8 protein-coding genes are annotated in these 14,688 nt (G+C 38.3%); 4 read left to right on the top strand and 4 right to left on the bottom strand.

What is annotated here, in order from left to right; translation table 11 throughout:
- A complete protein-coding gene (locus CPT03_RS17565; RefSeq protein WP_099440052.1) occupies positions 1 to 1,458 on the bottom strand; it encodes a SusD/RagB family nutrient-binding outer membrane lipoprotein in 1,458 nt (485 codons plus the stop codon).
- Between the two features lie 9 nt (positions 1,459 to 1,467).
- On the bottom strand, positions 1,468 to 4,476 hold the full coding sequence (locus CPT03_RS17570; RefSeq protein ID WP_245869875.1) for a SusC/RagA family TonB-linked outer membrane protein: 3,009 nt from the start codon (positions 4,474 to 4,476) through the stop codon (positions 1,468 to 1,470).
- A 285-nt stretch (positions 4,477 to 4,761) separates the two neighbouring features.
- Here CPT03_RS17570 and CPT03_RS17575 point away from each other — a divergent pair, with 285 nt between their 5' ends.
- On the top strand, positions 4,762 to 5,508 hold the full coding sequence (locus tag CPT03_RS17575; protein WP_099440054.1) for a DeoR/GlpR family DNA-binding transcription regulator: 747 nt from the start codon (positions 4,762 to 4,764) through the stop codon (positions 5,506 to 5,508).
- Here CPT03_RS17575 and CPT03_RS17580 read toward each other — a convergent pair.
- Entirely contained in the window at positions 5,505 to 6,704 is a 1,200-nt protein-coding gene (locus CPT03_RS17580) for an anhydro-N-acetylmuramic acid kinase (RefSeq protein ID WP_099441164.1), read from the bottom strand. The genes CPT03_RS17575 and CPT03_RS17580 overlap by 4 nt on opposite strands.
- 228 nt (positions 6,705 to 6,932) lie before the next feature.
- Between CPT03_RS17580 and nagB the strand changes: the two genes are divergently transcribed.
- From nagB to CPT03_RS17595, 3 genes are all read left to right on the top strand, one after another.
- A complete protein-coding gene (gene nagB / locus CPT03_RS17585; RefSeq protein WP_099440055.1) occupies positions 6,933 to 8,852 on the top strand; it encodes a glucosamine-6-phosphate deaminase in 1,920 nt (639 codons plus the stop codon).
- 64 nt (positions 8,853 to 8,916) lie between these two features.
- Complete coding sequence (locus CPT03_RS17590) at positions 8,917 to 10,074, top strand: acyltransferase family protein (protein ID WP_099440056.1); 1,158 nt, start codon at positions 8,917 to 8,919, stop codon at positions 10,072 to 10,074.
- Between the two features lie 22 nt (positions 10,075 to 10,096).
- Positions 10,097 to 12,964, top strand: coding sequence for a M16 family metallopeptidase (locus CPT03_RS17595; RefSeq protein ID WP_099440057.1), 2,868 nt, complete (start codon positions 10,097 to 10,099; stop codon positions 12,962 to 12,964).
- A 79-nt stretch (positions 12,965 to 13,043) separates the two neighbouring features.
- On the opposite strand, the gene CPT03_RS17600 is transcribed toward CPT03_RS17595, so the two are convergent.
- Positions 13,044 to 14,594: a glycoside hydrolase family 10 protein gene (locus CPT03_RS17600; protein WP_099440058.1), complete on the bottom strand. Its 1,551-nt coding sequence runs from the start codon at positions 14,592 to 14,594 to the stop codon at positions 13,044 to 13,046.
- Positions 14,595 to 14,688 lie beyond the last annotated feature (94 nt).

Consider the following 14,688-nt stretch of genomic DNA (forward strand, 5'->3'; position numbering starts at 1 on the left):
TTAATTAAACAACCATAATTTCACAGCCTGATTGGCCACCTGAGGAACGTTCGGATTTCTTCCCGGCTCATTATCTGCATATTTTGCGCGCTGAACATATCCTGTTCCTAATAAATTTTTAAACGGTGGAACTAAGCCCGGATATATGGTATTGTTATATTGATATCTTCTCATATCGGTCCAGGTTTCCATTTGCAGGAACAATGCGATGTACTTTTGAAGCATTACATCAGTAAGCGTTAAGTTAGCAGATCCTTTACTAATCAGAGGGCTATTAACATAGTTATTGATATCACCTATCGCTACCCCTAACTTTTGCATATTTCCCTTAATCCCATTTAAATAGGCGGTATAAGCTCCTTCTTTATCTGTAGCAAATAGTCCTTCGGCCTTTATAAACTGAACCTCGGCATAGGTAAGTATAGGAACAGGAGATGTTCTTGCTCCATAAAAGGTTTTGTCAGTGATATCACTATTGGCCAGATTAGCTCCTTGCTGTGTACTTAACGCACCAACAGGCCGACCTATGTAGGTGGCTGCACCGGCATTGTCGAACAATTTTGGCATTCTTGGATCTATAAGTGCATTGAAATAACCTGTCCCATTCATTAAATTGACCATAAAATAAGAAGGACGGTGTTGCTTTGAAGTAAGTGCAGGCTGACCAAGGTTAGTATACCATGGACTTGGTTTATCCTGTGTGTACTTTACCTGCAAATCTGCAGCTCCTGTAATATCATCAATAGCTAGTGCAGCATCCTCTGCAGCTTTAAGAGCGTTAGCAGGATCCTTAGTCGATAAGTTGATATAATATCTGGCTCTTGCGCCATATGCTGCCTTTTTCCAGCTGGCAATTACACCTTTAAAAGCTAAATCAGTGGCCCCTACTTGTAATGCCGTATTTGTTGGAACTGGCTTATTCAAATCGGTTATTGCGCCATCTAACAGCTCTTTTAATGATACGGTGTAAATATCCTGCTGACTATCGTACTTAGGACTAGGGACTGAAGGGCCCTGGAAGGCCTCTTTGTAAGGCAAATCGCCCCATAAATCCGTACTCTGCATTAAATTTAAAGCAAGTAATAACTTACCTATACCCGAATACTGGGGTGCGCCTAATGCTTCTGACCTTTTGATCATATCTTTTAGATTGGGCATTGCATCCCGATAGGCAGATTCCCATATATTATCAAAACCATACGGATTATAGGAATCTATATTTGCCTCGTATGAATTAAAGCCAGCCAGATACTGAGGGTACGAATTGCCATATTGCCCTGCATTAAAAAATGAGGTCGCAGTAAATTGGATTGTTGAAGCCAATAACCCCGAAATGGTTGCCTGATCAGGCGTCAACCTTGATGGATCATCATTTATGTTCAACTGTTTCTTGCACGCCCCAAAAATTACTGAAGTAGCAATTAGTGCGAGAAAAACTTTAAAATTTATATTTTTCATAACTGAATCTTAGAAATTAACATTTAAACCAAGAAATATGCTTCTGGTGGTCGGAACACCAGTACCTACATATCCCACAGAATTTGAACCTGCGCCATAAGCACTTGCCTCAGGATCAAACCCGATAAAAGGGGTGCTTAACCAAAGGTTATTTGCCGTTGCCGAAATTGATGCTGCTTTAATAAAGCTCTTGTTCAGCCATTTTTTTGGCAATTCGTACGATAAGGATACATTTTGTAACCTTATCCATGAAGCATCCTGAAATCCGTTATTTTCCGGAGCCAGTTTATAAGGGAAACTATTTGCATAAAAAGCCTGATCAACAAGTACTTGCTTATCATTTGGAGCATAAATAGGCGCTTCGGCGGTTCCTATGTTTTTTACACCTTTAAATATTACCTGTGTATCTCGTATTTGTGTTTCGGCACCTATACCAGTTGAAAACCTTTGTGTTTTAGGAATATCAAAAACATCTCCACCCCTTCTAAAGTTAAACATAAATGAGAAGGTTATACCTTTATAAGCCAAAGTACTTCCTAATCCTCCGGTCCAGTCAGGATAAGCATTTCCTATTAAGTAATTATTAGAAAGTGGCTGAGGAATTACCGGATATCCATCAGCACCAATAACCAGCTGTCCGTTATACTCACTGTTCTGGTCTGTAACACGTGTGTAAGGCCAACCGTACCAATCGCCCGGCCTGCCACCGGTTTTTATAATTTGTTTTACCCACGGACTCTCAGGATTAAACTGAATCTCGTTTACTCCGGGAGGCATAGAAAGCACCCTTCCTTTCGTGCGCGACCAATTCGCATTTATATCCCACTTAAGGTTATCGTTGCTAACAATTGTTGCGCTTAACAGAAATTCCAGCGATTTATTTCTAATCTTTCCGGCATTGGTTACAAAAATATCATAGCCCGAAGCATAACTAATTGGCACTGGCACAATTTGGTCAATACTATTCAAAATAGCATAGTTTGCATCCAGGGTTAACCTGCTTTTAAAGAAATGAAATTCACCTCCAAACTCCAGTCCTTTTGTCCTTTCAGGGCGCAAAGACTCAGAGCCAATTCTAATATCTCTTCTTACCCCGCTTACACCATCAAATGCGGCCAGTGTTGAGTAATACTCTCCTATTTGATAAGGATCGGCATCTTTACCAACCTCTGCGTAGGAAAGTCTTAATTTACCAAAATTAAATATGTCATTTTGCTGCAAACCTAAGGTTTCAGTAAACACATATGATAAGCTGGTAGATGGGTAGAAGAAAGATCGGTTACTTTGAGGCAAGGTTGATGACCAGTCATTTCTTCCGGTTACCCCTAAGAAAACTGTATTGTCGTAACTTACATTTAAATCACCAAAAACACCTATTATGTTCTTTTTACCCGGATAAGTTAAAGTAGTATATACGTTGTAATTATTTATACTCTCTACATTAGCAACAACGGCCTGCGTTCCATTAAGGGATAGGTTAGTTCTGTTGATATGGGTGAACGAATGCCCCAGCAAGAAGTTAACAAACCATTTCTGGCCAAATTGCTTGCTAGCCCTGGCATAGAAGTTTGAGTTGACCTCGCCATAACTAATCCTTTGCTCAGTCATAGACCCTAATGTGCTAATCAGCAATCCTTTTTCATTATAAATCTGTCTAAAATCGGTATAGTTATCAACACCTGCTTTATAGTTAAAAGTTAACCAGTCATTGGCCTTAAACTCTACGCCTAAGTTTCCAATTACCCTGTTTACATTATCTTTTAAAAAGGCGTTTTCAGTAAAATAAAATGGGTTTTGAATTGATCCATTATATGTTTTTTCAGTTCCATCCGGATTCAGATAATCGGCAGGATTAACCGTATTTGTATGGCGCATTAAATAAAATATTGTACCAGAGGTGATGCCGGTACGAGGGTTTTTTCCGCCTGAATTAATGTAATTGGCAGAGCCCTCAAACTTGAACTTCTCTGATGCTTTTAAGGTTCCTGACAATCTTATAGAGGTTTTGCCATAATCAGAATTAGGAACAACACCATTTTGCTCTGAATTTGATATCGAAGTAAAATAAGTAGCATTGTCATTTCCCCCGCTAAAAGTAAATGAGTTCTGAGTTTGGTGTCCCGTTTTAAAGAACACATCGTAAGGATTATATACTGGTATACCGCTTTCAATTTTAGGCCCCCAGCTATTTACACTAGGCACATATGCACCACCATTACCATTACCATAGGTTGTTTGTATTGGAGGTGTTTTAGTTACATCGTCAAAACTAACTGAACTTTTAAAATTAAAGTTAGGCTTACCCGCCTTACCCGATTTAGTGGTAATAATAATAGCTCCGTTAGCAGCCCTTAAACCATACAATACAGAAGCTGCCGGTCCTTTAAGAATAGTCATTGTTTCAATGTCCTCCGGATTTATATCGGCAGCACGGTTTGGATTCTGAAAGTTGTCACTGTTTATACCTATTAAATCGGTACTGTTAGAGATGGGAATTCCATCGACAACAAACAATGGCTGGTTGTCGGCCGAAGGGTTTAAAGAGTTAATTCCTCTGATCTGGATTCTTGAACCTGAACCTGCAGCGCCACCGGCACTTGTAATTTGAACCCCAGAAGCTTTACCCTTTAAAGCATTTAACACATTCGATTGATTGGTATTGGTAATATCTGCAGCCTTAATATCTTGAGTTGCATAGCCTAATGACCTCTTTTGTTGTTTAATACCCAGGGCGGTAACAACAACTTCGGTTAGCACCTTTGAGTCTGGTGCCATTGCAACATCCAACGTTGTTGTGCTACCTACCGTTTTCTCTTGGGTGAGCATACTAACATAAGAGAAAATTAACACGTCATTTTCATTGGCTTTAATACTGTACATCCCATTTGTAGCAGTTTGAACAACACTGGACGTTCCTTTAATTTTTACGGAAACACCAGGGATGGGAGATCCATCTTCAGTTGAGGTGACTTTACCTGTAATCGTTTTTTGCTGGGCAAATGTTTGGGAAATTAGCAAAAAACCAACTGTAATAAACAGAAGTAGTTTTTTTTTTCATGAACGATAGTTTGGTTAATAAATTTAAGTTCTCGTTTGCTAATCGCGGGAAAGTACGGGTTTTCAAAACACGCAATTACACGCAAAAAATCAAACCTATAGTAAATATCATAAATGTTTTTCACTTATTTACAAAATAAACGAGTATTTCATTCTTGTTACACAAACCAATATTGCACAAACCCGCATAAACCCGCATTAAATTATTACTTGATTTTTATTTACTTTAGCTAAAATTTAAATTGAATGCTTAAAAAAGAAAGACATGATTTTGTGATGAGGCAAATAAACTTGCACAATCGGGTTCTTACCTCTGACCTTGTTCAATTGCTTAATGTTTCGGAAGACACCATAAGGCGCGATCTTCAGGAATTGTCTGACAACAATAAGCTTTTCAAGGTTCACGGTGGTGCGCTATCAAAATCTTATCAATCTTCTTTTGATGATAGCGCTGTATATGCCAAGGATGCTAAGATTAGCATTGCTAAAAAAGCCATTTCGCTTATAAAGGATGGCATGGTTGTTTTAACCGGCGGAGGAACTACTATAATTGAGGTAGCCAAGCTTTTGCCAGAGAATTTACATGCTACATTTTTTACCATCAGTCCTTTTGTAGCTATTGAGCTGGCTAAGTATTCAAAAATTGAAGTTATTTTAATTGGAGGCTTGTTTTCCAAGAACTCTCAGGTAACCTACGGCGGGCATGTGATAAATCAACTATCGGAGATAAGTGCAGATCTTTGTTTACTAGGAACCAGTGCGCTTCATCCAACAGATGGATTAACAGATACGGACTGGGAAATTAATCAGCTAAAAAAAACAATGCTTAATTTTTCAAAAAGAACAGCGGTACTTTGCATCTCCGAAAAATTAGATATCTCTTTAAGATTAAAAGTAGCCCCGCTTGAAACTATTGATTATTTAATTACGGAGCTTCCAGCTAATGACAGCACATTAAACGCTTACCAGCGTAAAAACCTTCAAATTCTTTAAAAAGGCAGGCAGATTTTACCCATGCATATGGATGGAACTGCGCCCCTGTTACCAAAATTAACGGTTGAGCCATTTAATGTTTCATTGGCCAGAACTGCAAAAAGAACCGCCTCTTTGGCATCAGGGTTTATATGTAAATCGTTTGTGGTATAAAAGCTGGCATCAGGCAGTCCATTTTTAAGTAGTTTTACCAGCAATGGATTATGCATTCCGCCTCCACTCATATAAATTGATAGTTTCTGATCATCAGAAAAACATTTACTAATTGCATTAACAATAACCTTAGATGTAAAGCTGCATAAAGTTGCCATTACATCCTCATTGCTGAGGTTATTAGTTTTTGACCGATCCTGAGCTGCTATTAAATAATTTAAATTAAACAATTCCGGTCCGGTTGTTTTAGGGAGTTCAGCATCTAAGAATTCTGAATGCATTAACTCATTTAATAATTCCATACTGACCACACCTTCCTTTGCTATTGCAGCATTTTCATCAAAATATATCCCTTGATAGCGACTCTGAACAAATTGATCCATCAATGTATTTCCGGGACCAACATCGGTAGAGAATACCTTTTGGGCATCATTGTCTGCCGGCAAATAAGTAAAATTAGCTATCCCTCCTATATTTAACATTACCCTGTCTTCTCCTTTTTCTGAGAATAGCAGAAAATCGCCATACACAGCAAGTGGAGCACCTTCGCCTCCGGCCGCAATATGTTTTTGTCTGAAATCACAAATAGTAACAATACCTGTTTTTACTGCAATATGATCTCCATCTCCTATTTGCAGGGTGCCATTAGGATAATCAGGCAGTTGATGCAAAGTGGCCGGAGCGTGGAAAATAGTTTGCCCATGGCTTGCAATCACATCCACGTCCTCTGGTTTTATTCCCCATAATTTAATAGCCTCCAAAATCATTTCTGCATGGATTGACCCAATTTTTTCATTCATAAGGCAAACCTTCTCCAGATTTGCATCTTTTCTGGAAAATATAGCTTTAACTTCTGCTTTAAAGACATTGGAATATGGAACTGTTTTGAAATTCTTAACCCTAACTTTAGTAGCTGAGCTGCTTCCACTAACACTGCAAAGAGCAATATCCAATCCGTCAAGCGAAGTTCCGGACATTAATCCAATTATTAACCGCTCTTTTTTTTCAATTGTATGGAAAAATTTACCCCAGTTAGCATTCATAATTAAAATTTTATCCATGCAAGGTAATATAATTAAAAAAATATTCCATGCAGGCCGTTTTTCAAAAACCCCGTTTGCTTAATAGATCAATCGATTGAGTAAAATACAATACATAAAAACAATTAGTTAGCTAACTTTATTTACCTCTTTTACCCAATTAAAATTCTTGTTATACTCAATAGAGTCGCTATATTTACTGCTCCGTACAAACTTTAAGAACAAAAATAAATGGCAAGATTAAATCTTCTGGAGGAAACGCGTTTTGAAAAATTACCCGTTTCTGTCTTTGAAAACCCAAAAGCCGCATCACTTAGTGTGGCCAAACGTATCGGGGATCTGATTAAAGAAAAACAAAAGAATAACACTCAGGCTGTTTTAGGTTTAGCTACAGGAGCTACACCTATTGCAGTGTATGCAGAATTAGTAAGAATGCATAAAGAAGAGGGTTTAAGCTTTAAAAACGTAATCACGTTTAACCTGGATGAATATTATCCAATGCAGCCGGATGCTGCTCAAAGCTACGTTTCGTTCATGAACGAGCATTTGTTTGATCACATCGACATCGACAAAAATAATGTTAACATCCCTGATGGAACCTTGAGTTTAGAAGAGATTCCTGCTTTTTGCCTTGCCTATGAAAAAAAGATTGGAGATGTAGGGGGATTAGATATCCAGATATTAGGTATCGGTCGTACCGGCCACATCGGTTTCAATGAGCCTGGTTCTGCTCCAAACTCAGGTACACGTTTGGTTACACTTGATGACCTGACAAGACGTGATGCTGCAAGAGATTTTGGTGGTAAATCTTTTGTGCCTACAAAAGCAATTACCATGGGTATTGGAACAATTTTCAAAGCACGTGAAATTATTTTGATGGCATGGAACAAGAAAAAAGCCTCTATCATTAAAAAAGCCGTTGAAGGTGAAATTTCAGGTGATGTTCCTGCTACTTACCTGCAGCTATCAGAACATGTAGAATTCATTTTGGATCAGGATGCTGCATCTTTACTAACACGTTTTGACACTCCATGGCTAGTAAAGGACTGCGTTTGGGATGAAAAAATTACCAGAAAAGCAGTAATCTGGCTGGCAAATCACTTAGGTAAGCCTGTTCTTAAACTTACTGAAGATGACTACAATAACAATGGCATGGCTCAGCTGGCTATTGATAGGGGTCCTGTTTATAATATAAACATCGACATCTTTAATAAATTACAACATACAATTACCGGATGGCCAGGTGGTAAACCTAATGCTGATGATTCGGAAAGACCAGAAAGAGCAGAACCTGCTAAAAAGCGTTCTATCATTTTCTCGCCACACCCTGATGATGACGTAATTTCAATGGGTGGTACCTTTATTCGTTTAGTTGATCAAAAACACGATGTACACGTAGCTTACCAAACTTCTGGTAATACGGCAGTATGGGATGACGATGCACTTCGTTTTGTAGAATTTAGCATCGATTTTTCTGAGAAAATGGGTCTTGGTAAAGGAGAACTAAAAAACCTTTACAATGATATGCGTGCATTTATGGAGAAAAAACAACCAAATCAGGTTGATACTCCAGAAATTCAAACTGTAAAAGGCCTAATCAGAAAAGGAGAAGCTATTGCAGGTGCACGTTATTGCGGACTTGAGGATGATCATATCCACTTCATGGCTCTTCCATTTTATGAAAGTGGAAAAAGCAATAAAAACCCTGTAACTGATCTTGATATTCAATTAACGATGGAACTTTTACAGAAGGTTAAGCCAGAACAAGTATTTGCTGCCGGAGATTTTGAAGACCCGCACGGAACACACATTGTTTGTTTCAATATTATTTTAGAAGCATTAAAGCGTTTGGCAAAAACTGAAAGCTGGGTTAAAGATTGCTGGTTATGGATGTACCGTGGTGCATGGCAGGAATTTGAAACCCATGAAATTGAAATGGCTGTTCCACTTAGTCCACAAGAGGTGGAAAGAAAGAAATTTGCTATTTTCAAACATCAGTCGCAAAAAGACAGGGCGGTTTTCCCTGGTGATGATGCCAGAGAATTCTGGAAAAGAGCTGAAGACAGAAACAGAGAAACTGCTCAGGCTTACGACAATCTGGGATTAGCAGACTACGAGGCTATGGAAGCCTTTGTACGCTACAAATTTTAATTATATTTATAATCGCTATTGTGTTTACGCAATAGCGATTATAAATATAATTAACTCCCAATTCATGGTCCCTATTTCATCTCCCGATAACACATCAACAAGATTACTATCTCTTGATTTTTTTAGAGGTGCTACTGTGGCCGCCATGATACTTGTAAATAACCCTGGAGACTGGGGCAATATTTACGCTCCTCTTGAACATGCCGAATGGAACGGCTGCACTCCTACCGATTTAATCTTCCCATTCTTTTTATTTATTGTTGGCGTTTCAATTGCTTATGCAATGGGGAGTAAAAAAACAGACCCCTCAGCACATAATCAAACCATCTTAAAAGCACTTAAAAGAGCCCTCATTCTGTTTAGCCTGGGTCTGTTTTTATCACTGTTCCCTAAAGTATTTACTGATCCTGCAGGTGCATTTCAGCATGTGCGCATTCCAGGGGTATTACAACGTATTGCGGTCGTATTTTTTATATCTTCTATCCTATTTCTTAAAAATTCTGAAAGAAATATTTTCAGAATTTTGATTATTCTTTTGGCTGTTTATTGGGCCTTAATGACGTTTGTACCGGTACCGGGTGTAGGGTATGCTAATCTTGAAAAGGAGACCAATCTTGGCGCATGGATAGACAGGGGTGTACTTACTGAAGCTCATCTATGGAAATCAGCAAAAACATGGGATCCTGAAGGCATTTTCAGTACTATTCCCGCAATTGCAACCGGCTTATTTGGAGTTCTTGTAGGAGTTTACCTGAAGCGCAAGGATATTGATGCTGCTACCAAAATAGCATGGCTATTTAGCGCAGGTTGTGGAGCTGTAGTTTTAGGCCTGTTATGGGACTTACAATTTCCAATCAATAAGTCGTTATGGACCAGTTCTTTTGTTTTGTATACAGGCGGCCTGGCAACCATAATACTTTCGTTGTGTTATTGGATAATTGATGTAAACCAGTATAATCGTTTTACCAAGCCCTTTGTTGTATACGGGGTAAATGCAATTACTGTATTTTTCCTTTCGGGATTAATCCCTCGTATATTTGCTATGATTCATGTAAAAAATAGTACAGGATCTGAGATAACCTTACAATCGTGGCTTTACTTACCTTTTTGGTCCTACTTCTCGCCAATTAATGCATCACTGGCCTGGGCAGTTACCTTCGTATTATTCTGGCTAATAATTCTTTGGGTAATGCATAGTAAGAAAATTATAATAAAAGTTTAAATTAGCCCATTAACTATTTTTCATGAAAAGAATACTCAACACTCTCATTTGTGGACTAGCCGTGTTTACGGTATGTAATGTTCCCGCACTTGCACAGAAAAAAAACTCTGCTGTTAAAAAAACTGCAGCAACTACAGTAAAAAAAAACAATGATGCTTTGATTCCCAATGATCCAAATGTGAAAATTGGAAAGCTGGCGAATGGTTTAACTTACTACATCAGAAAAAATGGAGAACCTAAAAACAGGGCTGAATTATATTTAGCAACCAGAATAGGTTCCTTAATGGAAGAGGATGACCAGCAAGGCCTTGCACATTTTACTGAGCATATGGCTTTTAATGGCACTAAAGATTTTCCTAAAAATGATATCATTAATTACCTTCAGAAAGCGGGTGTACGTTTTGGTGCCGATCTAAATGCTTATACAGGATTTGAACAAACAGTATATCAATTACCCATCCCAACTGATAGCGCTCAGGTATTTAAAACCGGATTTAAAATATTAGCCAACTGGGCAGGAAAAGTAGTTATGGAAGGCGAAGAAATTGACAAGGAACGCGGCGTTATTATAGAGGAAGATCGTCAGCGCGGAAAAAATGCTCAGGAACGCATGAGCAAACAACTACTTCCACTATTATTAAAAGGCTCACGATATGAGAACCGACTTCCTATTGGAAAAATAGACATCTTAAAATCATTCACTCACGACAGAATCAGAAGCTTTTATTCGGATTGGTACAGACCTAATTTACAAGCTGTAATAGCAGTGGGCGATTTTGATGTAAATGAAGTTGAACAGTTAATTAAAACGAATTTCTCTGGTCTTACCAATCCCGCAAATCCAAGACCTCGTTTAAATTACGACTTACCCGATAACAAAGAACCACTTGTTAAGGTAATTACTGATCCTGAACAACCATATGATGTAGCTATGATCATGTATAAATTACGTGGACAAGTAACAAAAACCACAGCAGGTTTTAAAAAGAGACTCATGTATGGTATGATAAACAGTATGCTAGGCGCTAGATTTACTGAGATTTTGCAGAAAGAAAATGCTCCTTTTATATTCGCACAAAGTTCATTTGGGGCATATCAGGGAGGCTTGGTTTCTGGGATGAATGCTTTTCAAACTGTAGTGGCAGCAAAATCCGGCGATCAGTTGGAGAAGGCGTTTGCAGGTGCTATTGCAGAAAATGAAAGGATGAGTAGATTTGGTTTTGTTCAATCAGAACTGGATGTCGCCAAGAAAAACATTCTTGCCGGCAATGAAAAACAATATAAAGAAAAAGATAAAACTGCTTCTTCAAATTTTGTGCAGCAATACCTGAATAACTTCCTAAAGGGAAGCGTTATTCCATCTATTGACTATACCTATACAGAAACCCAAAAAGCTGTTGCGGACATTACACTTAGTGAGATAAATTCTCTGGTAAAAACACTTACTCCAAAGGAGAACCAGATAATCATTGTGCAAGCTCCTGAAAAAGATAAAGCAAGCCTTCCTACAGAAACACAACTAATTGCAGCTGTAAAAAATGCGGGTACAGGAATTACCGCCTATGTAGATAATTCATTAAATAAGCCCCTGTTAGAGAAAAAACCTACGGCAGGCAAAGTTATTACTGAAAGAAAGATTGATGCTGTAGGCGTTACTGAATTAACCCTTAGCAATGGAATTAAAGTACTTCTCAAGCCAACAGATTTCAAAAATGATCAGATTATCTTTAGCTCATTTTCTAAAGGAGGAATTTCTACAGCTAATGATGAAGATCTTGAATCAGCACAAATGGCAAGTCTGATTGCACAAAGTGGTGTTGGCGAATTTAATCCAACACAACTATCAAAATTACTAGCAGGTAATACAGGCAGAGCAGGTGCATACATAGATGATCTTTATCAGGGTTTTAGCGGAAGCTCCTCTCCAAAAGATGTGGAGACCGCTTTTCAAATGATTTATGCCTATGCGACCAACCCTAGAAAGGATGCTGAGATATTTAACAAAAACATCTCTGACTATAAGGTTGTGCTTGGAAATAAAAATGCTAATCCAAACAGTGTATTTAGCGACACCGTTCAGGCAGTATTATCTTCGTACAACAAGCGTGCTATGCCTACTAACCTTGAAGACCTGGACAAAGTTTCTCTTGAAAAAGCTTTTAACTTTTACAAGGACCGTTTTGCGGATGCCAGTGAGCAGACTTTCGTAATTGTGGGCGCATTTGACATTAATACCATTAAGCCTTTTATTGAAACGTACATTGCCAGCTTACCTGCACTAAATAAAAAACAAGATTTTATAGATCGCGGAATCAGAGCGCCTAAAGGAAAGATCAGTAAAACTGTTTATAAAGGCCTGGAAGATAAAGCTGCTGTGGAATTATACCTCCATGGCGACTACACCTTTAATGCCGACAACAACATACAGCTAGACGCACTAAAAGGGGCCTTAGAAATAAAAATTCTGGAACGCTTACGTGAAAAAGAAAGTGGTGTTTATAGTCCACAGGTTGGCCTTAGCCTGGAAAAATACCCTGCCGGACATTACTACTTCAACATTTCATTTAGTTGCGCACCTGCAAATGTAGAAAAGCTTATTGCCGCAGCATTGGACGAAGTAAGCAAGATTAAAACAAATGGTGCTTCTTCAGATGACATCACGAAATTCAAATCTGAAGAGCAACGTCAGTTAGAACTCAATTTGCGAAACAACAATTATTGGTTAGGCTACCTTAGCAGCCGTTTAAAAAATGGAGAAGATTTAGATCAGGTCCTGAGTGAAAAACAGAGGTTAAACAACGTTACTATTGAAAGCACTAAAGCTTCTGCTCAGAAATACTTAAATGACGAAAACTACATCAGATTAGTTTTGTTGCCTCAGCAAAAATAGATTTGCTCATTAACAAAAAAAGGGTGTTTTAAAATATGATCATATTTTAAAACACCCTTTTTCTATTTTGAAGATTTCCTTAATTTGGTGCCAGCGTTTCTTTCGCTTGTATTCCTACTGGTCCACTAGGTTCACTTTCATTCTTTAGTCTATCCAGTGCCGTAACCAGGTAATTGTATCTTTTGCCGCTATCTACGTCAGTATCTATATAAGATGTAAATTCCTCAAAACTTATCTTTAAAATATTCCTGGCATTTAGTATCCCAATTTTCTCTCCTTCTTCAAAACGATAAATTACATATCCTGAGGCTGTTTCTCCATCCTCTGCCGGATGAGGTTTTTCCCATTTTAAATGCACTCCATCATTCAGTGCATCTGCAACAAGCTGTTGTGGCTGATTCGGCATTACATCATCAAGCCATGGCATTTGGGGTGGAAGTGCCGGGTATTTATAAAAATCATTTTTTAAGGAATCGCCGAATGCACGGGCTACGGTTGAAAAAGATTTGGAACTAAAGTACACACTACCTTGTACCCTATTATTTTTCCTGATATACCTGATCTGATCTGGCATCTGCTTTGGTAATCGCCAGGCAGCTTCCATCCTTTGGTTCACCAGATAAGCGGCTTGCCCAATATAAAGATGTCTGCCAAAAGCGTTGTTGCTCCACCAATCCACTAATGTAGCAAATGGCGCCACCCTTCGTGTAAAGCTAAAGTATATCTGGGGGTTAATGTAGTCCACCCAACCTTCTTTAACCCACTTTCTGGAATCAGCAAAAAGTTCTGCATAATTAGACAACCCACTGGTTGCGGAACCTAATGAGTCTTCATATTTGTTCCTCCAAATCCCAAAAGGGCTAACTCCAAACTTAACATACTTTTTATAATAATGAATGCTATCATTTAACTGCTTTATAAGTACATCAACATTGTTTCTTCTCCAATCGTTTATGTCTGTAAATCCATTGGCATATTTACTGAAAGTTGCAGCATCATTTATTCGTTGACCTTCAACTTTATATGGATAAAAATAATCATCAAAATGAATTCCATCAACATCATATCCTTTTACAACATCCAGAATAACCTGAACGATATACTCTCTAACCTCAGGTATTCCTGGATCAAATTGTTTTTTACCGGCATAGGTAAAAAACAAGTCTGGGCGCTTTCTGGTCATATGGCTTTCGTGTACCACCGTATTTGGACTCATGGTTGCTCTGTAAGGATTAAACCATGCATGAAGCTCTATTCCTCTTGAATGAGCTTCTTTAATAGCAAAAGCTAATGGATCATACCCCGGACTGGGAGCAATCCCTTGCTTTCCCATTAACCATTGGCTCCAGGGTTCCCGTGAATGTGCATAAAAAGCATCAGCGGCAGGTCTAACCTGTAGCATTATGGCATTAATACCGTTCTCTTTATGTTTCTCCAGGATACCAATAAGCTCCTGTTTTTGTTGGTCTACACTGAGTCCAGGCTTAGACGGCCAGTCTATATTGGCAACGGTTGCCACCCAAACCCCTCTAAACTCTCTTTTTGGAGCAATTTTTGATGTGTCTTGCGCAAAAAGAGATAATGATTGTACTATGGTTAATAATAGTGCATAAAAAGTGAGTTTAAACATCCTTTCTAATTTGTGGTAATATAAAATTTAGTTTCATTTGTTGTGTTCAGAATACAGTTCAGTCCCCTAATCTTAGCAAGTAAACGATTTTTTT

It is taken from the genome of Pedobacter ginsengisoli, from assembly GCF_002736205.1.
In the GTDB taxonomy this organism is placed as follows: Bacteria; Bacteroidota; Bacteroidia; order Sphingobacteriales; family Sphingobacteriaceae; genus Pedobacter; species Pedobacter ginsengisoli_A.